Here is a 25,906-nt window from a genome sequence, read left to right on the forward strand (position 1 = left end):
ACTGGGACGTGCGGTTGAACGGCCCGTTCGGCGACTCCCCCGAAGGCCGCCGAACGGGCGTTCCAGCGGGTCTCAGAGTAGAGATGAGCCCCTCGGATCCGCCTGCCCCCCGACGCGACGCATCCGTTCCATGAGAGTGGCAGCCCGCCATAAACGTTCGATGAACGCCTCCGGTGGGGCCGCCCTCAGCCCCTCCTCAGCCCCCCTCAGACCGCCCTCAGACCGTCCTCAGGCCGCCGACAGCGGGGCGAGCAGCCGGCGCACCTGCACGGCCTCGGCGGAGCCCGTCTCGTCGTACAGGGTCAGCGCCTCGCGCCAGCATGCGCGCGCCCGGTCGCCCTGGTCGAGGGTGTCCAGCGCCCGGCCGAGCAGGGTGAGGGCGTTGGCCCGCATCCAGTCGCCGCCGATGCAGCCCATCGCCAGGGCCTGTTCGGCGTGCCGGGCGGCCCGTGCCGGGCGTCCGGCCCGCAGGTGCACCTCGGCGATGCGGTAGTGGGTGGTGCCTTCCCACAGCGACTGGCGGTTCTCCGCGAAGATGCACAGCGCCTCGTCGAGCTGGGCCAGCGCCTCCGAGGAGCGGCCCGCCTGGCCGAGCACGATCCCGGACGCGTACCGGGCGTTCGCCAGCCGCATCGACATGCCCAGCTCGTCGTAGATCTCCACGCCCCGCCGGGCCAGTTCGACGGCCTCGTTGCTGCGGCCCATGGAGGCGAGCGTGCGGGAGAGGTTGCAGACGGCGCTGGCCTCGCCGGGCCGGTTGCCGTCGGCGCGGAAGGCGTCGATGGCGCGCAGCAAGTAGCCCTCGGCGTCCGCGTACCGGGCGGTGCACAGGGCGATGATGCCGAGCTGGTTGGGGGCGGTGCCGTTGGCCCACGGGTCGTCCGCCTCCGCCAGCAGCGCGTCCGCCCGCCTCGCTTCCTCCTCGGCGGCCTCGAACCGGCCCGCCTGGCTGAGCACCTGGGCGACGGTGACCCGGGCCCGCACCTCGGCGCGGGCGTCCCCGAGGGCGGCCGCCGCCTCGCACGCGGCCCGCGCGGTCTTGCCGTACTGGCGGGAGTCCACCCCGGACTCGGCCAGGTCGATGGCGGCGACCAGCAGGTCCACGGCCCGGCGCACCATGGCCGGGCCCAGCGACTGCTGCACGCACGCCAGCAGTGGCCCCGCCTCGCTGTGCAGCCAGTCCAGCGCCTGTGCCGCGCCGTCGAACTCCTCGCCCTCGAAGCGGCCCTTCTCCAGGTGCGCCACGGTCCGGTCGCCCGGCCGCTCGATGCCGTACACGCGCACCGCCGTGGCCAGGTAGTAGTCGAGGAGCCGCGACCGGGCGGCCTCCCGCTCGGACGGCGGCTGCTCGTCCCGCTCGGCGCACGCACGCGCGTAGAGCCGGACCAGATCGTGGAAGCGGTAGCGGCCGGGCGCCGCCGACTCCAGCAGGGACGTGTCGACGAGGGACTCCAGCAGGTCCTCCGTCGCGTCCGCGTCCAGGTCCAGCAGGGCGGAGGCGGCGGCCACCGAGATGTCGGGGCCGTCGGCCAGGCCCAGCAGCCGGAACGCGCGGGCCTGCGCCGCGTCCAGCGCGCCGTAGCCCAGCTCGAAGGTGGCCGCGACGGCCAGGTCGCCCGCCTGGAGTTCGTCGAGGCGACGGCGCTCGTCGCCGAGCTTCGCCGCGAGGAACGACACCGTCCAGGTGCGGCGGGAGGCCAGCCGGGAGGCGGCGATACGGATGGCCAGCGGCAGGAAGCCGCAGGCGGCCACCACGTCCAGGGCGGCCTCCCGCTCGGAGCGCACCCGCTCCTCGCCGACGATCTTCGTGAAGAGCGCCAGCGCCTCCTCCGGCGACATCACGTCCAGGTCCACCAGGTGCGCCCCGGCCAGGTCCACCATCCGCATCCGGGACGTCACCAGCGCCGCGCAGCCCGCCGTGCCCGGCAGCAGCGGCCGTACCTGCGCCGCGTCGCGCGCGTTGTCCAGCAGCACCAGCACCCGGCGGCCGTCCAGCACCGAGCGGTACAGCGCCGCCCGCTCCTCCAGGGAGTCCGGGATCGCCGAGTCGGCGGTGCCGAGGGCGCGCAGGAACGAGCCGAGGACCGTCTCCGGCTCCGCGGCGCGCGCGCCGGCGCCCTGGAGGTCGACGTAGAGCTGGCCGTCGGGGAACGCGTCCCGGGCCGCGTGCGCCACGTGCACGGCGAGGGTGGTCTTGCCGACGCCGCCGATGCCGGCGACGGCGGACACCGCCATCACCTGCGCCTGCTCGCCGGTCGCGGACGCGAGGACCTCGCCCAGCTCCCGCACGAACGCCGCCCGCCCGGTGAAGTCCGGGACTGTCGCGGGGAGTTGTGCCGGACGTACGGGGACGGGTTCCGCGGTGGGCAGCCGGGCGGGCGGTTCCGCGAGGGCCGGGTCGGCCTCCAGGATGCGCTGCTGCAGCTCGCTCAGGTCCGGGCGCGGGTCGACGCCCAGCTCGTCGGCGAGCAGCCGCCGGGTGTCGGCGTACACGGCGAGCGCCTCCGCCTGGCGGCCGCTGCGGTACAGCGCCAGCATCAGCAGCTCGCGCAGCCGCTCCCGCAGCGGGTGGGCGGCGGTCAGCGCGGTCAGCTCGGAGACGGCCTCCGCGTGGCAGCCCTGTTCCAGGTCCATGTCCAGCCGCGTCTCGAGGAGTTGGAGCCGCCACTCCTCCAGGCGGACGCGCTGCGCCTCCGCGTACGGGCCGGGCACCCCGGCCAGCGTCTCGCCGTCCCACAGCGCCAGCGCCCGGTTGAGCAGGTCGCGGGCGTGGCACAGGTCGCCGGTGTTGCGGGCCTTCTCCGCCTCCGCCGCCAGTTCCTGCGCGGCCCCGAGGTCCAGGGCGCCCTCGCCGAGCCCGCGCACGGCGTAGCCGCCGGACTCGCTGACCAGGACGCCCGGGTCCAGCACCTTCCGCAGCCGGGACGCGTACGTGCGCACCGCGGCCAGTGCCTGGGAGGGCGGTTCCTCGCCCCACAGGGCGTCGATCAGCTCGGCGGCCGTCGCGGTGCGGCCCTCGCGCAGCAACAGGGCGGCCAGCAGCGCGCGTTGCTGCGGACTGCCCGTGGCGACCGGCACGTCGCCATGCCAGGCGCGCACCGGACCCAGCACACCGAACCGCAGCGCCACCGGCTCCGGGGAGGAGCCGGGACCCCGCTGCTCGGGTCCTCGCGGCACACCGTCCATGCAGTCCCCCTATGCATTCCGAGCAACTACGCCAGTTTGCCTTCTCCTGACGCATGAGTCAGCCTCGCGAGACACCGATCACACGGGGAACGGCGGGCCGCCACGGACTCCACACATGTGCGACCTCATCCGTCCAGATCCACCCGTACTGTGAGCAGTTCGGCCCCGACGGCCCGGACGGCGGCGCTGTTGAGGCGGGGGAGCGTGCGCAGCCGGGCGACGGGGTCGTCCTCGGGCATCAGGTGGGCGGTGCCGGTGTGCCAGCGGCCCCGGATGCGCACCCGCACCCGGGGGTCCGCCTTGATGTTCCGCACGTACTGCGAGCGTTCACCGAACTCCGAGACCAGCCAGAAGGCGCCGCCGGCGCGCCGCCCGCCCACCGGTGTGACGCGGGGCAGGCCCGACACGCGGCCGGTGGTCTCCAGCAGGGTCTGGAAGGGCATCCGGCGCAGCAGGGGGTTCCCGACGCGGCGCTGGAAGGCCGTGGCGACGCGGTACTTGCGTTCGGCGCGAGAAGTCATCGTGGCGCCGAGCCTACCGGCGGCCGAGGAAGACGGGGTTGGTGAAAGCGGCCAAGCTTCCGGGCAGCGGCGGGAGGGTGGCCTCGTGCCGTACCTCCGCGCGCACGTACGCGGCGTACGCCGGGGTGGTCCGCCATTCCACCGTGCCCTCGCCGCTCGCCGGCAGCGGCGCGGAGGTGTGCAGCACTCCTTGGTCGGTGACGAGGCGTACGGTGCGGCCGGGGGCGCCGGTGACCTCGGCGCGGACGGTGACGGGGGAGTCGTCCGCGACCCGCAGCCGTTCGCCGATGCCCGCGTGTTCGCCGCGCGGGCCTGACGCGGTCAGGGTGAGGGAGACGGCCGCGGACTCGGCGACGTAGCAGCGGCCCGCGCGGATGCCGTCCTGGATGGCGCGGCGGGAGAGGTCGTCGGCGAGGACGACGGTCTGCGGCAGGCCGACGGCGTCCGGGTCGCGGTGCGCGTCGCTGCTGCCCAGGGCCGGGATCCAGTCGCGTCCGTCCCGCACGGACGCGACCAGCATGCCGTCCCAGTCGGCGAGCGCCACCTCGTCGTCGGGCGTCCAGGGGCCGTTCCACACCTCGACCGCGTCCGCCTCGCCGAAGCCGAACTTCCAGTTGCAGCCGATGCAGGTGGCGTGCGGATGGGCGGGCACGACCAGGCCGCCCGCGCGCCGGATCTGCCGGGCGAACCGGCCGAAGCGGTTGTCACGGGCCCGGTAGCGCCAGTCGACGAACGTGCCGGGGTCGGTGCCGAGCGCCACCACGTGCCCGTTGCGGGTGGTGACCTCCTCGCCGAGCAGCACCAGCAGGTCGTCCCCGGCCGCCTCCGCCCAGTGGGCGTGCGCGGAATGGGTGTTGTGGTCACTGGAGTTGACGAAGTCCAGGCCGGCCGCGCGGGCCAGCGCGGCGATCTCCCCGGGGGTGCGGCGGCCGTCGGAGTGCCAGGAGTGCAGATGGCAGTCGCCCCGGTACCAGGCCCGCCCCCGCCCCTTGGCCCGCTCCGGCGGATACACCGGCCGGGGCGTCCGTCCCGGCTCGCCGAACGTCAGCGTCACCGTGATCTCGTACGACAGGCCCTGCGGGGCGACCGTGTACGGGCCCAGCGCGATGTGCCAGGTGCCCGCGCGTACCGGGCCGGGGATGTAGCCGGGGGTGGCCTCGTCGGCGCGCACGAAGAACTCGGTGCGCGCCCCGCCCGACCAGCCGCGGAAGCCCTCGCCGCCGAGGCCGGTGCCGCGCTCGTCGAAGACGCCGATGTCCAGGGCGTTCCCGGCGGTGCCGGGCGGGACCTGGGGTCTGTCGTAGGTGTACGCGACCCTGATCTCCCGTACGCCGTGCGGCACTTCGACGGGGACGTACACGAAGTCGGGGGCGCCGGGGTCGAGGGTGCCCTTCACGGTCCGTGTCTGGCTGCGGCCGCCGTCGGCCGCGGAGGCGAAGCTCACGCTCCCCAAGGTAAGCGCGGCGGCGGCGCCCGTCAGGAAGACGGCACGCCGTCCGGCGCCGGCCTGATGCTCCTCGCACATGCTGCTGCTCCCGGGTGTCGGTGAGGACAGGGCTGGGTGGTGCAGGGGTGGTGCGGTGCAACCTTTGTATTGAGCAGTGAACTGCCGTGGAAGGGAAGGGAATCGACGGATTTCGGGACGGGTCCGCGGGCCGGGCCGCCTGTGGTTCCGCGGGCCGGACACGGCGTGATGCCGACCGGTCGGTATGGACAGGGGAGGAGCGGGCGGGTATGCATGGGGCGTCGTCCGCGTACGAAAGGCCGCCCATGCGCATCGCCGTCACGATCTTCCTCACCGACGAGACGATCACCCCGGTCCGGCTGGCCCGGGAACTGGAGCAGCGGGGCTTCACCGGGCTGTTCCTGCCGGAGCACACGCACATCCCCGTCGAGCGCACCAGCCCCTACCCGGCGGGCGGCGAGCTGCCCCGCGAGTACGGCCGCACCCTCGACCCCTTCGTCGCGCTCGGGCAGGCCACGGCCGTCACCGAGCGGCTCGGGCTCGGCACCGGCATCACGCTCGCCGCGCAGCACGACCCGATCGACCTGGCCAAGCAGATCGCGACCCTCGACCACCTCTCCGGCGGCCGGTTCACCCTGGGCGTCGGCTTCGGCTGGAACGTGGAGGAGGCCGCCGACCACGGCGTGCAGTGGCGCACCCGGCGCGCGCTCGTCCGTGACCGGATCGGCCTGATGCGCGCCCTGTGGGCGGACGAACCGACCGCCTACGACGGCGAGTTCGTGAGCGTCCGGGCGAGCGTCGCGTACCCCAAGCCGGTGCAGAAGCCGCGCGGCCCGGTGAGCGGCCCGCGCACCCTCGTCGGCGGGGCGGCGGGACCCAAGCTGTTCGCCGACATCTGCTCCTACGCCGACGGCTGGCTGCCGATCGGCGGGCGCGGTCTGACCGAGGCGCTGCCCGCGCTGCGCGCCGCCTGGGCCGACGCCGGCCGTGACCCGGCCGCCCTCCAGGTCGTCCCGTACGCGGTCCGTCCCAGCGCGGGGAAGCTGGACCACTTCGCGGAGCTGGGCGTGGAGGAGGTCGTGGCGCAGCTGCCGCCGGCGGGGGAGACGGAGGTGCTGCGGGCGCTGGACGCCCTGCAGCCGTTCGTCACCGCTCCCGGGTCCTGATCACGCCGAACGTATGCTCAAAGAATGACGACTTCCGCGACGTCCGGAACCGGCGGCCCGACCGAGAACAGTCTGCGCCGCGCGCTCAGGCGCGCCCGCGACGGCGTCTCCCTGGACGTCTCCGAGGCCGCGGTCCTGCTCCAGGCCCGCGGTGAGCATCTGACGGACCTCTCCGCCTCCGCCGCCCGGGTCCGCGACGCGGGCCTGGAGGCGGCGGGGCGGCCCGGCGTCATCACGTACTCCAAGAGCGTGTTCGTCCCGCTGACGCGGCTGTGCCGGGACAAGTGCCACTACTGCACGTTCGTCACCGTGCCCGGCAAGCTGCGGCGGGCCGGGCACGGGATGTTCATGTCGCCGGACGAGGTGCTGGACATCGCCCGCAAGGGCGCCGCGCTCGGCTGCAAGGAAGCGCTCATCACCCTCGGCGACAAGCCCGAGGACCGCTGGCCCGAGGCCCGCGAGTGGCTCGACGCGCACGGCTACGACGACACCATCGCCTACGTCCGCGCCATCTCCATCCGCATCCTGGAGGAGACCGGCCTCCTCCCGCACCTCAACCCGGGCGTGCTGTCCTGGACCGACTTCCAGCGGCTCAAGCCGGTCGCGCCGTCCATGGGCATGATGCTGGAGACCACCGCGACCCGCCTGTGGTCCGAGCCCGGCGGCCCCCACCACGGCTCCCCCGACAAGGAACCGGCGGTACGGCTGCGGGTCCTGGAGGACGCCGGCCGCTCCTCGGTCCCCTTCACCTCAGGCATCCTCATCGGCATCGGCGAGACCTACGAGGAGCGCGCGGAGTCCCTCTTCGCCCTGCGGAAGGTCTCCCGCGCCCACCACGGCATCCAGGAACTGATCATCCAGAACTTCCGCGCCAAGCCGGACACCGCGATGCGCGGCATGCCGGACGCGGAGCTGGACGAACTGGTCGCCACCGTCGCCGTCGCCCGCCTGGTCCTCGGCCCCACCGCCTGTCTCCAGGCCCCGCCGAACCTGGTCGACTCCGAGTACGGGCGGCTGATCGCCGCCGGCGTCGACGACTGGGGCGGGGTCTCCCCGCTCACCATCGACCACGTCAACCCCGAGCGGCCCTGGCCGCAGATCGAGGAACTGGCCGAGCAGTCCCGCGCGGCCGGCTTCGAACTGCGCGAACGCCTCTGCGTCTACCCGGAGTTCGTGCGCCGCGGCGAGCCCTGGCTGGACCCGCGGCTGCGCCCGCACGTCGCCGCGCTCGCCGACCCGGAGACGGGTCTGGCACGCCCCGACGCCCTCCCGGAGGGCCTGCCCTGGCAGGAGCCGGACGAGGCGTTCACCGCCACCGGCCGCACCGACCTGCACCGCACCATCGACACCGAGGGCCGCACCGGCGACCGCCGCGCCGACTTCGACGAGGTGTACGGCGACTGGGACGCGCTGCGCGAGGCCGCCGCGCCCGGCATGGTCCCCGAGCGGATCGACACCGACGTGCGCGAGGCGCTGCGCACGGCCGCCGACGACCCGACGAAGCTGACGGACGCGGAGGCGCTGGCGCTGTTCCACGCGGACGGTCCCGCGCTGGACGCGCTGTGCCGGGTCGCCGACGACGTGCGGAAGTCGGCGGTCGGGGACGACGTGACGTACATCGTCACCCGCAACATCAACTTCACCAACGTCTGCTACACCGGCTGCCGCTTCTGCGCCTTCGCGCAGCGTCGCACCGACGCCGACGCGTACACGCTCTCCCTGGAGCAGGTCGCGGACCGTGCCGCGCAGGCGTGGGACGTCGGCGCGGTGGAGGTCTGCATGCAGGGCGGCATCCACCCCGACCTGCCCGGCACCGCGTACTTCGACATCGCGCGCGCCGTGAAGGAACGCGTCCCCGGGATGCACGTCCACGCCTTCTCCCCGATGGAGGTGGTGAACGGCGCGACCCGCACCGGCATGTCCATCCGCGAGTGGCTCACGGCGGCGAAGGAAGCGGGCCTGGACACCATCCCGGGCACGGCGGCGGAGATCCTCGACGACGAGGTCCGCTGGATCCTCACCAAGGGGAAGCTGCCGGCGGCGACGTGGATCGAGGTCGTGGAAACGGCCCACGAACTGGGTGTCCGCTCCTCGTCGACGATGATGTACGGCCACGTCGACCAGCCCCGCCACTGGCTCGGCCACCTCCGCACCCTGGCCGGCATCCAGCAGCGCACCGGCGGCTTCACCGAGTTCGTGACGCTGCCCTTCGTGCACACCAACGCCCCCGTCTACCTGGCCGGCATCGCCCGCCCGGGCCCGACGGTCCGCGACAACCGCGCGGTCACGGCGATGGCCCGCCTGCTGCTCCACCCGTGGATCCCCAACATCCAGACGAGCTGGGTCAAACTGGGCGCGGAGGGTGCGGCGGAGATGCTGCGCTCCGGCGCGAACGACCTGGGCGGGACGCTGATGGAGGAGACCATCTCCCGCATGGCGGGCTCCTCGTACGGCTCCTACAAGTCGGTCAAGGACCTCATCGCGGTCGCGGAGGCGGCGGGCCGCCCGGCGAGGCCGCGCACGACCCTGTACGGCGAGGTCCCCGAGGAGCGGCGGCGTGCGGCGGAGGCGTCGGACGGCCACCTTCCGGAGCTGCTGCCGGTCCTCGACTGACGCCGGGGCCGGTACCGGCGGGCAGTAGGATGATCCGACCCGCTTTCGGTTGCTGAGGAGTGCGTACCGGTGTCTGCCCGTCTTCCTTCGTGGGCCTGGGTGACCGGGCTGACCACGGGCGCGATAGCCGTGGTGGTGGTCCTGGGCGTCCAGGCGGACCAGGGCACGAAGCCCGTCGCCGCGACCACTCCGCCGAAGGCCACGGCGACGGCGGACCCCAAGCCGTCCGCCGCCCCGTCGAAGAAGCCGGCGGCCCCCGCGGTCCCGGCCGACTCCGGCACCGGCCGCCGCATCGTCTACTCCCTCGGCCAGAAGCGCGTCTGGCTGGTCGACGCGAGCGACGCGGCCCGCCGCTCCTTCCCGGTGTGGCCCGGCACGGTCGCCCCGGACCCCGGCTCCTACGCGATCGGCACCCGCAACGAGGCCACCACCGGCAGCGACGGCGTCCCGGTGGAGCACATCATGTACTTCGCCCAGAAGTCCGGCGTCTTCGTCGCCTTCTCCAACGCGGTCGACGGCTCCTCACCCCCACCGCCCGACCCGGGCGCCCAGACGGGCGGCATCCGCGTCGCCAAGCAGGACGGCAAGGCGCTGTGGACGTTCGGGACGGCGGGGACGACGGTGTACGTGGTGCAGTAGCCGACCGTTCGACCCGTCCCGGCTACTCGGTGTCCTTCGGGTGCCGCGGCGACGCGTGGACGAAGTGCACGGTGCGTCGCGCCTCGTCGACGAGGTAGCGCACCCGGCCGCCGGCCGTGACCTCGTACTCCCACTGGGGATGGTCCCGGCCGCCGAGGTTCCCCGTGGCCAGCCGGCCCCGCAGGCGGTGCTGACGATCCGGGTCCGAGCGGGACGTCGGGTCCCTGCGCAGGGCCTCGAAGCAGCGGCGCGCGTTGCCCGGCGCCTCCGCGCCCAGTTCGCCCCACCCCTTCGCGGCCTCGTTCGTCGCGAAACGCAGACGCCATTCGCCGTCCACCGGCGGGGGCGCGACGTCGTCGCCGCGCTTGGGGCTCACGGCGCCGTCACCTCGCCGTGGTCCTCGTCCGGCAGTCGCCGCGTGAGCTTCGCCGTCAGTTCGGGCTCCGCCAGGATGCGAGCGGTCGCGCGCCATTCGGTGACCAGACGGTGCAGGTTGCCGTGGACGTCCAGGTGTGCGGCGTCGTTCGTGGCGTCGATGAGATCCGCCACGAACTCCTTCGCCTCCTCGGCGGACAGATGGCGCACCCAGGGGAAGACCGTGGGGAGTGCGCGCAGTATGGCCCGCTCGCCTGCGTCGCTACGGACGAGGGCGCCGAGGAGCCGGGCGGTGATGTCCGCCGTCTCCTCACGCTGCTGGTCGTGGCGGGCCGTCGTGAGGTAGAGGTCCTCCCCGTCCCGACGCGTGACGTGCACGCGGTGGGCCAGGTCGAGGGTCTCGGCGACACGCTTCGAGTTCTTCGAGAGTTCGGAGAAGGCGACCGTTGGTGTGGACACGCCTCGACGGTACTTCGGAACATATTCCGAAGTCAAGGGGAATGGTCACGTAGAGTGAAGCCCGACTGCCGTCGCCCTGCGGTGTCGGATCGGCGTGCGGCAGAATGAGGCTGTCGTGACGCGGGGGAAGGGGTGCGCGGGTGGCGCGTGGGCGGGTTTCTCTTCAGGAGCGGGTGCGGCGGCGGACGCGGGCCGGGCTGGTCGCGAGCTGTTCCGGCGGAACTTCGGCACCTCGCCCGACGACGAGCGGCACCGCTTCCTCTTCCATGTGCACGGCGCCGCGGGCGTCGGGAAGACCCGGCTGGTCAAGGAGTTCGAGCATCTCGCCCGTGAACAGGGGGCGTTGACGGCGTACGTCGACGAGACCTCCGGGTCCGTGCCCGAGGTGCTGGAGGCGGTGTGCCGTCAGTTCGCCTTACGGGGACACCGGTTGAAGGATCTCGAGCGGACGCTCGCGACTCACCGTGAGCGGCGGCACGAAGCCGAGACCGCCGCTCTCGCCGCCCTCGACCCCGCCCCGGACGGCGCCCCCTCCGCGGGCGGCATGGCCCTCGCCCGTGCCGGACTCGCCGGACTCGGACTCGTCCCCGGCGTCGCCCCGTTCACCGCCGTCCTCGACCCCGAGCAGCTCGCCCACGGCGCCGACCGGCTGCGCACCGTCCTCGCCGCACGCTTCCGCAGCCACGAGGACGTCCGCCTGGTCCTCGACCCGGCGAGCGTCCTCACCCCCGTCCTCGCGGACGAACTCGACGCGGTCGCCTCCGACGTCCCCTGGACCGTCCTCCTCCTCGACACCTACGAGCGCACCGGCCCCTTCCTCGACGCCTGGCTGCACGACCTGCTCACCACCGACCGCTACGGCGTCCTGCCCGACACGGTCGTCGTCGTCACCGCCGGCCGGCACCCCGCCGACCCGGCCCGCTGGGGAACCTTCGCCGACTTCATGACCTCCCTGCCGCTCCAGCCGTTCACCGAGGCGGAGGCGCGCGGACTGCTCGCCGAGCGGGGCGTCACCGCCGAGCCCGTCGTCGCCGAGGCGCTGCGCCTCACCGGTGGCCTCCCGGTGCTGCTGTCCACGATCGCCGGCACCCGCCCTGGCGGCCCCGAATACATCTCCGACCCCAGCGCCACCGCTGTGGAACGCTTTCTGAAGTGGGAGCAGGACCCCGGCCACCGCGCAGCCGCCCTTGCGGGCGCGCTGCCGCGCCTGCTCGACGTGGACGTCCTGGCCGTTGCCGCCGACTGCGATGCGCAGCGGGCCGACGAGCTGTACAGCTGGGTCGCCACCCTGCCGTTCGTCGACCGGCTCGGCGGCCGGATCCGCTACCACGACATCGTGCGCGCCCCCATGCTGCGGCTTCAGCGTGGACGCTCCCCGCGCGCCTGGACCGACGGCCACACCAGGCTGGCGCAAGCCTTCCGCCGGTGGCGGGAAGAGACGGAGAGCGGCCGGGACACGGCCACGCTGTGGCTGGACGAGACCTGGTGCGAGCTGCGCCTGGGAGAGCTGTACCACCGTCTGTGCGCCGACGATCCTGCGGCGGTGTCCGACAGTCTGTGGGGCCTTGTGGAGGCCTGCGACCAAGGGGAGGCGCTCGCCGCTCGTTGGATCAGGGTCCTGGAGGACGCGGGGCGGGACGTGTTCATGCCGGAGGTGAGCACGTGGGGCGACAGGCTGTCGACCGCGCTGGCCTCCGGCGGGACGCAGGCCGTTCTCGACACACTGCTCGAGTGGGCGGGGAGCGCCCATTCGTCCGAGCCTTGGCAGCGAGGGGCGGACCGGGCCTCCAGACCCAGGCGCCGGGCGAGCAGCCCACGGCGGCGCCGCGCCTCGGCAGATACCGTCAGCGTCCGGGATGCCGCGGCAGACCCGTCTCCCAGCCAGGCGGCGCGCCATGTGACTCCCGTGACCGCCACCATCCCCCCGCCCCTCCTCGCCCGCATCCACCGCGACCGCGCCCTCGCGCACGCCGCGCGGCACGACCGTATGGCCGCCGTCGCCGAGCTGGGCCGCGCTCTCGCCCTCACCCCCGACGACCCCCGCACCCTCGGCCTGCGCGGCGAATTCCTGCGCGCCGTCGGACTCCTCACCGAGGCAGCCGCCGACCTGGAACGCGCCACCGCCCTGGACCCCGCCGACGCCTACGCCTGGGCCTCCCTCGGCGCCACCCGCCTCGCCCTCCGCCACCCGGAGGGCGCCCGTACCGCCCTCGACCGGGCCCTCGCCCTCAAGCCCGACTACGGCTGGGCCCTGGTCCGCCGCGCCCGCGTGGCCCGGGAGCTGGGCGACCCGGAGGGCCGCCTCTCCGCCCTGGACCGTGCCGTCGCCGCCGACCCCGGCTCCGCGTGGGCCCACTGCGAGCGCGGTGACGCCCTCCACGCCGCCGACCGCGACCAGGAGGCCCTCGACGCCTACGACCGCGCCCTCGCCCTCGACCCCGGATACGCGTCGGCGTACGCGAGCCGGGGCGTGGCCCACCACCGCCTCGGCCACCTCGACCAGGCGCTCGCCGACCTGGACCGCGCCCTGGAGCTGAACCCGTCCTACGCCTGGGCGCGCGAGCGGCGCGATGCGGTCGTACGGGACCTCGACGGGTGAAACAGGCGACTCCCGGCCGCTCGGGTCACACTCCGTACAGCGAGCCGTACAGCGAACGGGAAGGCGATCCGGCCTCGCGGCCCACCACCCCCGTTCGATTACAGTGCTGGGCGTCGTGCGTACGGACGGTCCCGGGAGGTCTTGGTGGCTGGTACTGCCGGGCCCGTGTGGGGGCGCCGTGAGCAGCAGGACTTCCGCAGCAGGGTGCGCGGAACGCTGCTCGGGGTGGCCGTCGGCGACGCGCTGGGCGCGCCCGTGGACGGCCTGGACCTCGACGCGATCCGCCGGACCCACGGCGCGGAGGGCCTGACCGACCTCGCCCCCGCCTACGGCCGGCGCGGCGCGGTCACCCACCACACCCAGCTCACCCTCTTCACCGTGGACGGCCTGATCCGCGCCCAGGTACGCCGCGACACCGGCGCCTGGCACCCGCCGACCGATCTGCACCGGGCGTATCTGCGCTGGGCCACCACGCAGCGCGACTGGGGGCCGGACGAGCGGCGCAAGGAGGACGGCTGGCTGGCCCGGGAGGAGTGGCTGTACGCCCGCCGCGACCCCGCCCGCCCGCTGCTCCTCGGCCTGGGCGACGCGACGATGGGCACGCTGGACGCGCCCAAGAACCCCGGCGAGGCGGGACCGGAGGCGGCGGCACGCTCGGCGCCGTTCGGGCTGCTGGTCGGCTGGGACCCGCAACTGGTGGCGCAGCTCGCGGTGGAGTGCGCGGCGCAGACCCACGGTCATCCCGTCGCCTGCCTCGCGGCGGGCGCGTACGCGGTGGTGGTGCACGCGCTGGCCCGGGGCGACAGCCTGGACACGGCGGTGCAGCGCACGCTCGCGCTGCTGGCCGCGCGGCCGGGCCACCAGCCGGTGACGGACGCCCTCCAGCGGGCGCTGGGCGCGGTGCGGCAGGGCATGCCCGGCCCGGACCGGGTCACGGAACTGCTCGGCGACGCCACGGCCGAGGGCCTGCTGTCCGCTGCCGTGTACTGCGCGCTGGTGGGGGAGGACGTACGGCACGGACTGTGCCTCGCCGTGAACCACGGCGGCCCCAGCGCGGCGGCCGGGGCGCTGACGGGCGGCCTGCTGGGGGCCCTGCACGGCGAGACGGCCCTCCCGCCGGCCTGGCTGGCCGAGCTGGAGGGCCGCCCCACGATCCTGGAACTGGCCGACGACTTCGCGATGGAAATGACCCAGGGCCCTGCCCTCCACACCCCGGCAACATCCTCCCCGGCCTGGCTGACCCGCTATCCGCGAGGCGCTTAGGAGAGGCGCTTAGGGGCGCGGGGAACCGCGCAAAGGCGGTCCGGGGGCGAAGCCCCCAAGGGAAGGGAACGGAAGGGGTGGAGGGGGCGAAGAAACCTCAGTCCTTCACAGGAACCCCGCCCTCCCCCGCAGGAGCGGGAAGAGCAACCCCCGCCCCACCTTCGTCCCCGTCGGAGTTGACCCGCTCGATAACCGCAAGCCTCTCCTCCGTGTCCTCGGGCTTGACGAACCCGACAACCACGTACAGCACCAGCGACACGGCCAACGGAATCGACACCTGGTACTCCAACGGCACCCCACCCTCCACAGCCCAGTGGACCGGGTAGTTCACCAGCCAGAACGCCACCAGCCCCAGCCCCCAGCTGACCAGCGCGGCGGTCGGCCCGGACCGCCGGAACGGCCGCAGCAGCCCCAGCATCATCGGAATCGCGATCGGCCCCATCAGCCCGGCCACCCACTTGATCACCACGGTGATGATGTCCTTGAACGTCGGCGAGTCCACCTGCGTGGCCACCGCCATGGACAGCCCCAGGAACACCACGGTCGTCACCCGGGCCGCGACCAGGCCGGACCGCTCCCCCCACGCCCGCGCCCGGGCGGACAGCACCGGCGCCACGTCCCGCGTGAACACCGCAGCGATCGCGTTGGCGTCGGAGGAGCACATGGCCATCGTGTGGGAGAAGAATCCGACGATGACCAGCCCCAGCAGTCCGTGCGGCAGCAGTTGCTCGGTCATGAGGGCGTAGGAGTCGGACCCGTCCGCCTTCTGCGACTCGACCAGCAGCGGCGACATCCACATCGGGAAGAACAGCACCAGCGGCCAGACCAGCCACAGCACCGCCGACAGCCGCGCGGACCGCGTCGCCTCACGCGCGTCGGAGGTGGCCATGTACCGCTGGGCCTGGTTGAGCATCCCGCCGTTGTACTCGAACAGCTTGATGAAGAGGAACGCGAGCAGGAACACCGTGCCGTACGGCCCGACCAGCGGTTCCCCGTGTCCCTGGAGCTCCGGCTCGTCCCACGCGCCGAGGAAGCCGCCGTGGTCGCCGAGCTCCATCACCACCGCGACGAACATCGCGATGCCGGCGAGCAGTTGGATGACGAACTGCCCGAGTTCCGTCAGCGCGTCCGCCCACAGGCCGCCGATGGTGCAGTAGACGGCGGTGACCGCGCCGGTGATGAGGATGCCCTGGTTCAGCGAGACCCCGGTGAACACCGACAGCAGGGTGGCGATGGCCGCCCACTTCGCGCCCACGTCGACGATCTTCAGCAGCATCCCGGACCAGGCCAGCGCCTGCTGGGTGCGCAGGTCGTAGCGGTTCTTGAGGTACTCCAGCGGCGAGGCCACATGGAGCCGGGAGCGCAGCCGGTTGATGCGCGGGGCGAACAGCTTGGAGCCGATGGCGATGCCGAGGGCGATGGGGAAGGACCAGGTGACGAACGAGGTGACGCCGTACGTGTAGGCGATGCCGGCGTAGCCGGTGAACATCACCGCGCTGTAGCCCGACATGTGGTGGGAGATCCCGGAGAGCCACCAGGGCATCTTGCCGCCGGCGGTGAAGAAGTCACTGACGTTGTCCACCCGCTTGTGCGACCAGACACCGATGGCGACCATCACGGCGAAGTAGCCGATGAGCACCGCCCAGTCGAGACCGTTCATGTCCCCCCTTCCAGGGTCCGCCTTGTGAACACCGCTCAGCTGGTTGGCACTTCGCCTGAGCGGGGCAGGAACGAGGAAGGGTGCGAAGTGCCCGCTCATCGTGGGCACTGTGGCGGGAGCACGACAAGAAAACGGTCGGTCAAGACCAGGCAAAAACGTTCGCCTTGCTGACCGTCGTTCAGTGATCTGAACAGAATGGCGACATGAAGAAGCCCCGGGGAACCCTCCCCGGGGCCGGCCTCAGCGCATCTCCTCCGGACACGGCGTGCCCCGCTCGCCCCACTTGTACGGGGCCGCCAGGCGGTACGTCCCCGCCTCGGGCGCCAGCAGCATCGTCCACTTGTCGCCGTTGGCGTCCTCCTCCGTCTCCATCAGGCAGCCGTGCACGTTCTCGTACGACTTCGGCTCGCCCTCGGGGCGGTTCTCGGACTCCTCCGTCTCCTGCGGCGGGTCCAGCGCCTTGCCCTCGGCGTCGACCAGGCCCAGCCACGGCGAGTACGGCACCCGGATCAGGATCCGGCCCGGCTTCTCCACCCGCAGCGTCCACTCGCCCTGCTCGGCGCGCTCCACGACCGTGTTCGGCTCCGCCAGCGGGGTCGGCGCCCGCACCTCGAACAGCTGCCAGTTCGCGTCGCCCCAGACCTGCTTCAGATACGGCAGGCCCTGCTGCACCAGCTCCCGCTCGCGCTGGCCGCCGTCGCCGTCCGGCTCGTCCTTCGGCAGCACCACGTAGTGCACGCCCCAGCGCTTCAGCCACTCGTGGTAGTTGGCCGCGTTGAGGGTGTCGTCGTAGAAGAGCGGGTTGCGCTCCATGTCGGCCTGGCGGTTCCAGCCGCGCGCCAGGTTCACGTACGGCGCCAGCGCGGACGCCTCGCGGTGCGAGCGGGCCGGGACGACCTCCACCCGGCCCTGCTCGGCGCCGACCTCCTGGAGCTCGTTCACCAGCGGCGCCAGCTCACGCGCCCAGGACGCGGCGGGCGTCGTGTTCACCACGTCGTTGACCGACTTCACACCGATCCAGCAGTTGAAGCCGACGACGGCGACGACCAGCGCGTACCACTTGAGGGAGCGGGGCTCGGCGAACGGCAGCGCCGCCACCAGCACCACACCGCCGAACAGCATCGCGAGCCGGGTCATGTTCGACCCGATCTGCGAGCTGATCAGCCAGACCAGCACCACGCCGAGCCCGTACACCGCCGCGGTGATCCGGACCGTCTTCCAGTCCTTCGGCGCCAGGACGTACACCAGCACCGAGTACGCGAACGGCAGCACGACCGAGCCGAAGCCCATCGGCTGCGTGCCGGAGAACGGGAACAGCCACGCCGACACCGCGACCACCGCGCTCGGCGCGAGCCCCAGCGCCCAGGCGCCCGGCCGGCGCTTCTGCAGGAACAGCGCCACCGCCACCAGTCCCACGAACAGGCCGGCGACCGGCGAGGCCATCGTCGCGAGCGCCGCCAGCGGGGCCGCGCACAGCGCCTTCGCCCAGCGCTTGTACCGCCACCGGTACGGCCAGCAGAAGACGACCGCGACCGCGCCGAGCGCGAACATCGTGCCCAGCCCGTACGTCACCCGGCCGGAGGCGGCGTTGCACAGCAGCGCGAACACGCCCGCCAGCGCCGCCCACAGGGGGTTGCGCACGGACCGGCTGCGCATGAGCACCAACGTCAGCAGACCCGCCGACACCGTGCCGGCGATCATCATCGTGGTCCGCACGCCGAGCACCGACATCAGGTACGGCGACACCACGCTGTACGACACCGGGTGCATCCCGCCGTACCAGGCGAGGTTGTACGCGGAGTCAGGGTGCCGGCCCACGAACTCGGCCCACGCGTCCTGCGCGGCGAGGTCGCCGCCGCTGTTCGCGAAGGTGAAGAACCAGACGACGTGCAGCAGCCCGGACAGCGCGGTGACGGACAGCACGGGGTGGCGCAGCCTGCGGGCGCGCACGGCGAGGACGGCGGCCTTCGCACGGCCCTGGTCGCTCCGGGGGGAGTCACCCTGAGGGGCGCCCCCCTTCGGGGCGTCCTCCTGGGAGGCGTCCGCCTGTGACCGCTCCGCTCCGGATGCGGGTATTCGCGGGCCGGCTCCCGGGCCCGGGTTCGCGTCGTCGGCGCGTGTCGGCTCCGCTGTCGCCACCTGTCGGCACTCCCCGTGATCCCGTTCTTCGCCCGTTTCCTGCCCGTTTCGTGACGCTAGCACGCACCCCGCGGACCGTCCGCCCGGGTGGGCGGCGGTCCGCGGGGTGCGGCCGTCGTCGATCCGCCGCCGGATCAGGCGACGCGGGTCAGCTTGTCCGTGAAGCCGGGCTCCACGAGGTCCTCCTTCAGCGCGACCGGCACCTTGACGGCGCCGTTCTTGCCGTCACCCACGGTGAGCGTGCCGACCTTCGTCCCGGCCCGGGCCGTGTGCGGCAGCTCCGTACCGGCGAACGTCAGCTTCACCTCGAGCCCCGCCCAGCCGACGGCCTTGACGTCCTCGGTGACGACGACCGGGGTGTGGCCGCCGAGACCGTCGTCCGCGTACCCGACGACCGTGCCCTTCTTCAGGATGGTCTCCGCCCGCAGCGCGTCCTGGCCGGCCAGGATCAGCTTGTGCCCGGCGTCCAGGGCGCCCGACAGGATCGTGTGGTCCTCGCCGCCCTCCGGCTGGCGCAGCACCGCGCCGACGATCCGGTGCACCTCGCCGTCGACGTCCTTCTTCGCCGCGAACGACAGGTTGCCCAGCGCGGAGGTGGTGGTGCCGGTCTTGATGCCGACCACGTCGTCCTTGCCGACCAGACGGTTCCAGTTGCCGTGCTTCTCGCCCTTGTAGTCGGTGTACTCCATCATCGCGGCGACCTCGCGGAACGCGGGCTGCTGCATCGCCGCCCGGGCCAGCTTCACCTGGTCCACGGCGGTGCTCACGGTGGTGTTGTTCAGGCCCGACGGGTCGGTGTACGTCGTGTCCGACATCCCGAGGTCCTCGGCGGCCTCGTTCATCTTCTCGACGAACGCCTCCTCCGAGCCGGCGTCCCAGCGGGCCAGCAGCCGCGCCACGTTGTTCGCGGACGCGATGAGGATCGCCTCGACGGCCTCCCGCTCACTGATCGCGTCGCCCTTGGTGACGTTCACCGTCGACTCCTGCCCGGCGTCCGACTGCTGCTCGGCGAGCGCGTCGACCTCGATCTTCGGACCCTCGGCACCGCTCTTCAGGGGGTGGTCACGCAGGATCACGTACGCGGTCATCACCTTGGCGACGCTCGCGATCGGCACGGGCTTCTGCTCGCCGGACGAGCCGAAGGTGCCGATGCCGTCGACGTCCAGCGCGGCCTGGCCGTTCTCCGGCCACGGGATCTGCGGCTTGCCGCCCTCGAACGTGTACGTGTCCTGCGCGGTCAGCACCAGCGTGGGCGTCGGCAGCGGACGGAAGTTCTGCACGACCGCGAAGACGATCACCAGCAGGACGACCAGCGGCGTCCAGATCTTGATCCGCCGCACGGCCGTCCGCAGCGGGGTCTGCGGGGGCGGCGGGGTGTTGGTCAGCTCGGCCAGCAGGTCCAGCGGCGGCTTCGGCGGCAACGGCTGCTGCGTCGTCCGCTCCGGACCCACCTGCGGCAGGAACGTCGTCGACTCCGCCGCGGCGGGCCCGTCCTGACGCGGGGTCTGCCTTATGGCGGGGTCGGGCTTCAACGCGACGAACTTGCTGGTCCGCTCGGCCTCGGCGGCCCGGGCGGCCGCGTCGCCCAGCTTGAGCATGGTGGTGGGCTGATCGACGGAGGGCTTGGAGGGGCGGGGGGCCCGGAAGACGGCGGTGGGCTGATCGACGGGGGAGTCGGTGTCGCCGTCGGACTTGTCACCGGGGGTCTCGTCGTCGCCCTCGGCGCCGGGGGCGGTTTCGCCGGGCTCGGCGTCGGCGGTCGTGCCGGTGCCCGTGCCGCCGTCGGCCTTGCCGTCGCCGTCCTTGGCGGTGGCCTCGCCGTCGCCCTTACCGGCGTCAGCGGCGGCCTTGGCCGTGACTGCGGCGCCGGCGGCGGCCTTACCGGCGCTCTTGCCATCGTCGGTCGTGGCGTCACCGGTGGCGCCGGCGGTCTTACCGGCGCCGGCGGAGGTCCTGCCGTCGGCCTCGGGGTCGGCGCCGTTCTCGTCGCGCTCGCCACCGTCGGTCCCGGCATCGCCCTTGGCGTCGCCGGCCTTGTCGGCGCCCTCGACATCGTTGGCCGTGACGGCGCCCTCGCCGTCGTCCTTGGCGTCCGCCTTGCCGTCGGCGGGCTTGGGCCCGTCGGTCGTGGCGTCGTCGGCCTCGCCCTCAGGGGCGTCACCCCGGTCGGCGTCCTCGGACGGGGCGGCGTCCTCCGTCACGTCACCGGCCGCACCCGCGTCCTTGGCCGCACCCGCGTCCTTGTCGGCCGCACCGCCCCCGCGAGCCCCCTCACCGCCGTTCTCGCCGCTCTGGGCGGACTCGACGCCCTCCTCGGCCCCCTCGTCCTCCCCGACGCCGGAGGCGCCCTCAGGAGCCTCCGAGGAAGCCTCGGACCCAGGTTCGGCCGACCGCACCCACGCCGCGACGGCCTCCCGCAGACGCCCGTCACCCGCCTCCGCGCCCTCGGCGCCGGCGGAGGCATCGGCGTCAGGCCCCTTGGAAGCCTGCGGCACCGACAGCACGCGCGTAGCCGTGTCGGCCTTCCGGCCGTCCTTCGCGTCACCCGCCCCACGGGCGACCGCAAGGCGGGGATCCTGCTTCTCGGGAACCGGCCCGGCGCTCCCCGACGTCTGTTCTGCCGACGACTCGCGCTGCTTCGACCTGTCGGGGGACTCGCCCGCCACCGATGCCTCCTCCATGTGCCGCACGTCCCGCGTGCGCCAACCGAACCGTGAACCGCCCGCCCGTGACATCGCTCCGAAGCGCTGTCCGAACCATGTACCAGTGTCCTGTGTGCGGGCTTACCCCACGTGGTAGACGAGAACGACATACCTACCGGTTCCACTACGAACCGGTCACGCACCCTCGACAGACCAATGTGAGAGGGGTCACCCTGTCATTCATCCACGCGGGGAGGCATGGATGGGCAGGAGCCGCAGAACACTTCCGGAGGAGCTTCTGCTGCTGGCACTGGACCCGGCCACGGGTACCACTGCACAGCCGCAGTCGCTCGACCTCGGTCTGGCCGGAGCACAGCTAGTGGAGCTGGCGCTGGCCGGACGGATAGCCCCAGACGGGGATCGTATCGCCGTGGTCGTACCACGGCCGACTGGAGACCCAACACTGGACAGCGCACTGGAGTTGCTGCGACGGCGTGGCGCTCCCGTGCGGGCCGTCCACTGGATCGGCGGGCCCCGACTCGGGCTCCGCCAGACCTACCTCTCGCATCTGGAGCGGTGCGGCATGGTGCACGCCGTGGCCGGCCAGATGTGCGGGGTCTTGCCGACGACCCGTTACCAGGCGACCGACACCGAGATCAGCCGGGAGATCAGGGCCCGGCTGGACTCCGCGATCCGCACCGGCGTGCCGCCGGACCCGCGGACCGCGGCGCTCGCCGCGCTGGCGCACGCGGTCGGCCTCGGCAAGCACCTGTACCCGGGGAACGAGGGCCGGTCCTCGCGCTCCCGGCTGCGGGACCTGATCCGGCACGACCCCATGGGCGGACTCGTCGCACACGCGGTGATGGACGTCCAGAACGGCGTCGCGGCCCAGCCGCGCCGTAGCTCCGCACCACCGGCGGGCCGGCAGGCCCCCGGCGGCAGGGGCGCACCGGAGCCCGCCCGCGGCGTTCCGGCGCAACCACGCCGAGGATCCATGGCACGCGCAGCCGCCCACTGAGCCGTACGTCCCCCGGGCTCGGCGGGGCGCACCCCGGATCCACGGCACCGCAGACCCGGTCACGGGAGCCGCTGTCCGAGCGGGGCGGAGAGAACACACGGGCTCTCTCCGCCCCGCTCGGCGTGCCCGAGGGCACACCGAACTCACGGCCCCCCGGCCGTGAGCCGGCGTGTACCGGTCGTATATCCACCATTTCCCAGCGGTAGTACGCAGATTGGTGGCAGTCTGCTCAACGAGTCGTCGAGTCATCGAGCAGACACACACAGTGGCACGACGAAGTCCAGGTCCACAGTGCAAGTACGAGGCACGCAGCCGGAGGTGCACGTCCCGTGGCGTCCAATGTCAATCCCACCGTCCGGCGGCGCCGGCTCGGCCAGGAGCTGCGCCGGCTCCGTGAGCTGAAGGGCATGACCGCCGAGGAGGTCGCGGAGCGGCTGCTGGTGTCGCAGTCGAAGATCAGCCGGCTGGAGAACGGCCGCCGCAGCATCAGCCAGCGCGACGTGCGCGACCTGTGCGGGGTGTACGAGGTCGAGGACCAGCGGATCGTCGACTCGCTGATGCAGATGGCCAAGGACTCCCGCCAGCAGGGCTGGTGGCACGCCTTCGGCGACATCCCGTACAGCGTCTACATCGGCCTGGAGACGGACGCGGAGTCGCTGCGGGTGTACGAACCGCAGATCATCACCGGCCTGCTGCAGACCCGCCCGTACGCCGAGGCGATCGTGCAGGGAGGCTCGCCGGAGTCCACCGAGCAGGAGAACGACAAGCGGGTGGAGGTGCGGCTGCGCCGGCAGAGCCGGATCACCGCCGAACAGGACCCGCTGCGGCTGTGGGTGGTGCTCGACGAGGCCGCGCTGCACCGGGTCGTCGGCAGCCGCCAGGTGATGCGCGAACAGCTCGAGCACGTCCTGGAGCTGAGCCAGTTGCCGCACGTCACCGTGCAGGTGCTGCCGTTCGAGGTCGGCGCGCACGCGGGCATCAACGGCCAGTACTCCATCCTGGAGTTCGCCGACGCGGCCGACTCCAGCGTGGTCTACATCGAGGGCGTCACCAGCGACCTGTACCTGGAGAAGCCGCACGACGTGCAGAAGTACACGGTGATGTACGAGCACCTGAGGGCGCAGTCGCTGAACGTGGAGCAGTCGCGGCGGCTGGTGGAGCGGCTCGCCAAGGAGTACGCGCGCTGAACTCCCGTTGCGGAAGCGGCGGATGATACACGGACGACGTGTACGACTGGAAGTCCCGCCCGGAATATGCCATCCGGTCGAGTGAACGACACCTCCGGACGCCGAGGGTGACGAGTAGCGTCGATCACGCCAACCAGCACCGACGGTTGGCGCAATCCGTTCTGCGGTCCACGCCGGAATGCGCAGGCCGGTGACAGCAACTCAGCATCTGGCTACGGAGCGAACATGGCAATTCGTCTGGGCGCCACGGAAACGTGGACGACGTCCTCCTACACCAACAACAACGGCGCGTGCGTGATGGTCAGGTCGACCACCGGAGAGGCGCTGGAGCTCGGGGACACCAAGATCCCCGAGGGTCCGAAGCTGGCGTTCCCGGCCGACGCGTGGAACGCTTTCGTGGCCTCGGTCAAGTAGTCCCCGCGTCCTCCGGCGCAGGCAGCAGCCCCACCGACAGGCCCTCTCGACGAGTCCGCCGTCCTTGCCGAGAGGGCCGGCTCGCGCCCCACTCCCGGCGCACGGCCCCGAACCCCGGCCCGCCCCACCGGAAGAGGCAGGACCGGCCGCGAACCCCCGCGACCGGCCCCGTGACCGCGGAAGTCGCCTCAGACCGCCGTGGACTCGGCCTCCGCGACCGGGAAGGCGACGTCGCACACCGGGTCCTCCGGACCCGCCGCGTCCCAGTCCGCGAAGTAGATCTCACGGCACGGTCCCGCGTACGTCAGCCCCTGCTCCCGCATCCACGCCTCCACCGCCTCAAAGGCGGCCAGGATCTGCGGGTGCGCGACCTGCGCCTTGGTGATCCGGGTGCGGGCCAGCCGCCTCGCCGGCTCCACCCGTACCGTCGTCCCGCGCGCCCGGCCCCGCTCCTCGGCCCAGGCACGGGCCGCCGCCTCGTCGGCGATCGGCACGCACGCCTCCGCCGGCCCGTCGCTCTCCACCGACACCTCGGAGTGGTAGACGACGAACGGCGACCCGGACACCCCGCCGCAGGCGCGGGCGCCCTCCTCCAGCCGTCCCAGCGACGCGCCGATCCACGCCGGCAGCTCGTCCGCCAGGATGTGCCGCGACTCGGTGATCACCACCTGCTCCGGCACGTCCACCGTCTCCACCGTGAACTTCCCGTACATCTCGAGGCTCCTCCCCGACAACCGTCCACGGAGATAGTCGGCGAGCGTCCGCTGCGAGGCGTGGCGCGCCTCGACCTCGGCCCAGTACGCGTCCAGCCGGCGCGCCCGCGCCGTCCCGTCGCCCGCGTCCACCACCTCGGCGATCCGCGCCAGCGGCATGTCCAGCTGCCGCAACAGCGCCACCAGCCGGGCCTGTTCGACCTGGTCCGCCCGGTAGTACCGGTAGCCGGTGTCCGCGTCGACCCGGGCCGGCGCCAGCAGCCCCAGCCGGTCGTACAGGCGCAGGGCCTTCGCCGACAGGCGGCTGCGGGCCGCGAACGCCCCGATGGAGAGCAGTTCCTCGTCCACGTCGACATTCTCCGTCACCGGGCGGTCCGTCCGCCCGGTGACGCAGACCCTCGCCCTTGACCCAAGGGCAAGGTCAACGGGCACGTCGACGGGTAGGGCCAGGGCTCAGCCGAGGGCCTTCTCCACGGCCGCCACGACCTCCGCCGACTCCGGCTCGGTCTGCGGGGAGAAACGGGCCACGACGGCGCCGTCCCGGCCGACGAGGAACTTCTCGAAGTTCCAGCGGATGTCCCCGCTGTGCCCCTCGGCGTCGGCGAAACCCACAAGACGCTCGTACAGCGGGTGCCGGCCGTCCCCGTTCACCTCGACCTTCTCGGTCATCGGGAACGTCACCCCGTACGTCGCCGAGCAGAACTCCGCGATCTCCTCGGCGGAGCCCGGCTCCTGCCCGAGGAACTGGTTGCAGGGCACGCCGAGCACGGTGAACCCGCGCTCCGCGTACCGCTCGTGCAGCCGCTCCAGACCCTCGTACTGCGGTGTCAGCCCGCACTTGGAGGCCACGTTCACGACGAGCACGGCACGGCCCGCGTACTGGGACAGGTCGGCCGGACCGCCGGTGAGGGCGCCGACCTCGACGGCGAGCGGCGAGGCGCTGTTGTTCTCGGTAGTCGTCATGGGGCCGACCCTAGCTCCGGCCGCCGGAGCCCGGCCGGGCACCCTGACGGGAATGCACCGTTCCCCGGCCGGGGAGGCGGACCGCGGGTCTACTCCTCGGGGGCCCCGCCCTCCACCAGCCGCTCCGCGATGTCGTCCGCCCAGCCCAGCGCCCAGCGCCGCAGCTCCTCGAGCTGCGGCGTGTCCAGCCCGTGCGCGCGGAACTCGCGGTCGTCGAGCCACTCCGTGCCGGTCAGCCGGGACTGCAGCTCGGCCAGGTCGAAGGTGTCGGGCGCGTGCCGGCGCCCCAGCTCCTCCAGCTCGGCCGGACTCCACCGGTCCGCGGCCGCGTGCACGTCCACCAGGTCACGCGGCAGCCCCCGGTCCGCCAGCGCCCGCACCCGCGTACCGACCAGGTCCTCCAGCGACAGCGCGGGACCGGCCGCTGTGCTCACCGGCGGCCGCCAGAGCACCTCCTTGCGCAGGTCGACCCGACACCGCACCCCGGTCTCCTCGTCCCCCACCACCAGCCGCGCCGCCAGCGGATCGACCACCGGCGCCTCGACGGGCCACCCGCGTTCCTCCAGCCCCGCCCGCACCGCCCCGGCGATCTCCGCCATGCCCGCGGGGTGCTCGGTGGCCAGATCCATCCCCTCGCTGACCCGGGCGTCCACCAGCCCGTGCGCCCGTACGGCCTCCCCGCCGGCCAGCACCAGGCCGTACGGCGCCCCGACGGCGAGCAGATCGCCCGCGAGCCGCTCGTGCACGGCGTCCACGCCGAGAGGAGGTGAGGTCATGCCCCGATTATCGCGGCGGGGACGCTTCACCACGATCGGGTGAATACGTCCGGTAGTGGGCAACTGGTCGCATACCTCGTGGGTCACCTACGCGCACGAAGCGAACGA

19 protein-coding genes are annotated in these 25,906 nt (G+C 73.0%); 8 read left to right on the plus strand and 11 right to left on the minus strand.

The genetic code is table 11. The features are described from left to right. Positions 1 to 228 precede the first annotated feature (228 nt). The 3 genes from ACQY0Z_RS09380 to ACQY0Z_RS09390 all read right to left on the minus strand — a co-directional run bounded on the left by ACQY0Z_RS09380 (position 229) and on the right by ACQY0Z_RS09390 (position 5,232). Positions 229 to 3,186 carry an AfsR/SARP family transcriptional regulator gene (locus ACQY0Z_RS09380; protein WP_189896105.1) on the minus strand — a complete coding sequence of 986 codons (2,958 nt, stop codon included), beginning with the start codon at positions 3,184 to 3,186 and terminating at the stop codon, positions 229 to 231. A 125-nt stretch (positions 3,187 to 3,311) separates the two neighbouring features. After that, positions 3,312 to 3,707 (minus strand): nitroreductase/quinone reductase family protein, encoded by a 396-nt coding sequence (locus tag ACQY0Z_RS09385; protein WP_189896103.1) that lies wholly within the window; start codon positions 3,705 to 3,707, stop codon positions 3,312 to 3,314. Between the two features lie 13 nt (positions 3,708 to 3,720). Beyond that, positions 3,721 to 5,232 (minus strand): CehA/McbA family metallohydrolase, encoded by a 1,512-nt coding sequence (locus ACQY0Z_RS09390; RefSeq protein ID WP_439812090.1) that lies wholly within the window; start codon positions 5,230 to 5,232, stop codon positions 3,721 to 3,723. Positions 5,233 to 5,477: 245 nt separating this feature from the next. On the opposite strand from ACQY0Z_RS09390, the gene ACQY0Z_RS09395 reads away from it, so the two are divergent. The 3 genes from ACQY0Z_RS09395 (at position 5,478) to ACQY0Z_RS09405 (ending at position 9,590) form a co-directional block, all read left to right on the plus strand. Continuing rightward, positions 5,478 to 6,338: an LLM class F420-dependent oxidoreductase gene (locus ACQY0Z_RS09395; protein ID WP_439812091.1), complete on the plus strand. Its 861-nt coding sequence runs from the start codon at positions 5,478 to 5,480 to the stop codon at positions 6,336 to 6,338. A 24-nt stretch (positions 6,339 to 6,362) separates the two neighbouring features. Next, positions 6,363 to 8,951, plus strand: coding sequence for a bifunctional FO biosynthesis protein CofGH (locus tag ACQY0Z_RS09400; protein ID WP_254587835.1), 2,589 nt, complete (start codon positions 6,363 to 6,365; stop codon positions 8,949 to 8,951). Positions 8,952 to 9,020: 69 nt separating this feature from the next. Next, entirely contained in the window at positions 9,021 to 9,590 is a 570-nt protein-coding gene (locus ACQY0Z_RS09405) for a hypothetical protein (protein WP_189896095.1), read from the plus strand. Between the two features lie 22 nt (positions 9,591 to 9,612). On the opposite strand, the gene ACQY0Z_RS09410 is transcribed toward ACQY0Z_RS09405, so the two are convergent. Both ACQY0Z_RS09410 and ACQY0Z_RS09415 read right to left on the minus strand, forming a co-directional pair. Then, positions 9,613 to 9,966: a hypothetical protein gene (locus tag ACQY0Z_RS09410; RefSeq protein WP_439812092.1), complete on the minus strand. Its 354-nt coding sequence runs from the start codon at positions 9,964 to 9,966 to the stop codon at positions 9,613 to 9,615. Beyond that, positions 9,963 to 10,424, minus strand: a complete 462-nt coding sequence (locus ACQY0Z_RS09415; RefSeq protein ID WP_439812093.1) for a prevent-host-death family protein — start codon at positions 10,422 to 10,424, stop codon at positions 9,963 to 9,965. The genes ACQY0Z_RS09410 and ACQY0Z_RS09415 overlap by 4 nt, the downstream gene beginning before the upstream one ends. 115 nt (positions 10,425 to 10,539) lie before the next feature. Here ACQY0Z_RS09415 and ACQY0Z_RS09420 point away from each other — a divergent pair, with 115 nt between their 5' ends. Then, positions 10,540 to 13,023, plus strand: a complete 2,484-nt coding sequence (locus ACQY0Z_RS09420; protein ID WP_439812094.1) for a tetratricopeptide repeat protein — start codon at positions 10,540 to 10,542, stop codon at positions 13,021 to 13,023. Positions 13,024 to 13,167: 144 nt separating this feature from the next. After that, positions 13,168 to 14,286 (plus strand): ADP-ribosylglycohydrolase family protein, encoded by a 1,119-nt coding sequence (locus ACQY0Z_RS09425; protein ID WP_189896090.1) that lies wholly within the window; start codon positions 13,168 to 13,170, stop codon positions 14,284 to 14,286. A 97-nt stretch (positions 14,287 to 14,383) separates the two neighbouring features. Here the strand turns inward: ACQY0Z_RS09425 and ACQY0Z_RS09430 are convergent, their stop codons facing one another. The 3 genes from ACQY0Z_RS09430 to ACQY0Z_RS09440 form a co-directional block, all read right to left on the minus strand. Then, on the minus strand, positions 14,384 to 15,946 hold the full coding sequence (locus ACQY0Z_RS09430) for a sodium:solute symporter family protein (RefSeq protein WP_189896088.1): 1,563 nt from the start codon (positions 15,944 to 15,946) through the stop codon (positions 14,384 to 14,386). Between the two features lie 240 nt (positions 15,947 to 16,186). Continuing rightward, a complete protein-coding gene (locus ACQY0Z_RS09435) occupies positions 16,187 to 18,085 on the minus strand; it encodes an MFS transporter (protein WP_439812095.1) in 1,899 nt (632 codons plus the stop codon). Positions 18,086 to 18,219: 134 nt separating this feature from the next. Next, positions 18,220 to 20,766: a D-alanyl-D-alanine carboxypeptidase gene (locus ACQY0Z_RS09440; protein WP_439812096.1), complete on the minus strand. Its 2,547-nt coding sequence runs from the start codon at positions 20,764 to 20,766 to the stop codon at positions 18,220 to 18,222. Between the two features lie 223 nt (positions 20,767 to 20,989). Between ACQY0Z_RS09440 and ACQY0Z_RS09445 the strand changes: the two genes are divergently transcribed. From ACQY0Z_RS09445 to ACQY0Z_RS09455, 3 genes are all read left to right on the plus strand, one after another. Beyond that, the gene (locus tag ACQY0Z_RS09445; protein ID WP_254587770.1) at positions 20,990 to 21,745 is read left to right on the plus strand and encodes a GOLPH3/VPS74 family protein; all 756 of its coding nucleotides are present in this window, start codon (positions 20,990 to 20,992) and stop codon (positions 21,743 to 21,745) included. A 329-nt stretch (positions 21,746 to 22,074) separates the two neighbouring features. Beyond that, positions 22,075 to 22,932, plus strand: coding sequence for a helix-turn-helix domain-containing protein (locus tag ACQY0Z_RS09450; protein ID WP_019524126.1), 858 nt, complete (start codon positions 22,075 to 22,077; stop codon positions 22,930 to 22,932). Between the two features lie 225 nt (positions 22,933 to 23,157). Beyond that, the gene (locus ACQY0Z_RS09455) at positions 23,158 to 23,346 is read left to right on the plus strand and encodes a DUF397 domain-containing protein (protein WP_189896082.1); all 189 of its coding nucleotides are present in this window, start codon (positions 23,158 to 23,160) and stop codon (positions 23,344 to 23,346) included. A gap of 188 nt (positions 23,347 to 23,534) precedes the next feature. Here the strand turns inward: ACQY0Z_RS09455 and ACQY0Z_RS09460 are convergent, their stop codons facing one another. From ACQY0Z_RS09460 to ACQY0Z_RS09470, 3 genes are all read right to left on the minus strand, one after another. Beyond that, positions 23,535 to 24,425, minus strand: a complete 891-nt coding sequence (locus ACQY0Z_RS09460; RefSeq protein WP_439812097.1) for a MerR family transcriptional regulator — start codon at positions 24,423 to 24,425, stop codon at positions 23,535 to 23,537. 87 nt (positions 24,426 to 24,512) lie between these two features. Next, complete coding sequence (locus ACQY0Z_RS09465) at positions 24,513 to 25,022, minus strand: glutathione peroxidase (protein WP_254587768.1); 510 nt, start codon at positions 25,020 to 25,022, stop codon at positions 24,513 to 24,515. 89 nt (positions 25,023 to 25,111) lie between these two features. Next, the gene (locus ACQY0Z_RS09470) at positions 25,112 to 25,798 is read right to left on the minus strand and encodes a nucleotidyl transferase AbiEii/AbiGii toxin family protein (protein ID WP_439812098.1); all 687 of its coding nucleotides are present in this window, start codon (positions 25,796 to 25,798) and stop codon (positions 25,112 to 25,114) included. Positions 25,799 to 25,906 lie beyond the last annotated feature (108 nt).

It is taken from the genome of Streptomyces sp. P9-2 (genome assembly GCF_051903975.1).
GTDB classification, from domain to species: Bacteria; Actinomycetota; Actinomycetes; order Streptomycetales; family Streptomycetaceae; genus Streptomyces; species Streptomyces cellulosae.

What these genes read in the sequence shown, in the direction of transcription:
- ACQY0Z_RS09380 (WP_189896105.1), bottom strand. Translation starts at nt 3,186, where the DNA reads ATGGACGGTGTGCCGCGAGGACCCGAGCAGCGGGGTCCCGGCTCCTCC.
- ACQY0Z_RS09385 (WP_189896103.1), bottom strand. Translation starts at nt 3,707, where the DNA reads ATGACTTCTCGCGCCGAACGCAAGTACCGCGTCGCCACGGCCTTCCAG.
- ACQY0Z_RS09390 (WP_439812090.1), bottom strand. Translation starts at nt 5,232, where the DNA reads ATGTGCGAGGAGCATCAGGCCGGCGCCGGACGGCGTGCCGTCTTCCTG.
- ACQY0Z_RS09395 (WP_439812091.1), top strand. Translation starts at nt 5,478, where the DNA reads ATGCGCATCGCCGTCACGATCTTCCTCACCGACGAGACGATCACCCCG.
- ACQY0Z_RS09400 (WP_254587835.1), top strand. Translation starts at nt 6,363, where the DNA reads ATGACGACTTCCGCGACGTCCGGAACCGGCGGCCCGACCGAGAACAGT.
- ACQY0Z_RS09430 (WP_189896088.1), bottom strand. Translation starts at nt 15,946, where the DNA reads ATGAACGGTCTCGACTGGGCGGTGCTCATCGGCTACTTCGCCGTGATG.
- ACQY0Z_RS09440 (WP_439812096.1), bottom strand. Translation starts at nt 20,766, where the DNA reads ATGGAGGAGGCATCGGTGGCGGGCGAGTCCCCCGACAGGTCGAAGCAG.
- ACQY0Z_RS09445 (WP_254587770.1), top strand. Translation starts at nt 20,990, where the DNA reads ATGGGCAGGAGCCGCAGAACACTTCCGGAGGAGCTTCTGCTGCTGGCA.
- ACQY0Z_RS09455 (WP_189896082.1), top strand. Translation starts at nt 23,158, where the DNA reads ATGGCAATTCGTCTGGGCGCCACGGAAACGTGGACGACGTCCTCCTAC.
- ACQY0Z_RS09465 (WP_254587768.1), bottom strand. Translation starts at nt 25,022, where the DNA reads ATGACGACTACCGAGAACAACAGCGCCTCGCCGCTCGCCGTCGAGGTC.
- ACQY0Z_RS09470 (WP_439812098.1), bottom strand. Translation starts at nt 25,798, where the DNA reads ATGACCTCACCTCCTCTCGGCGTGGACGCCGTGCACGAGCGGCTCGCG.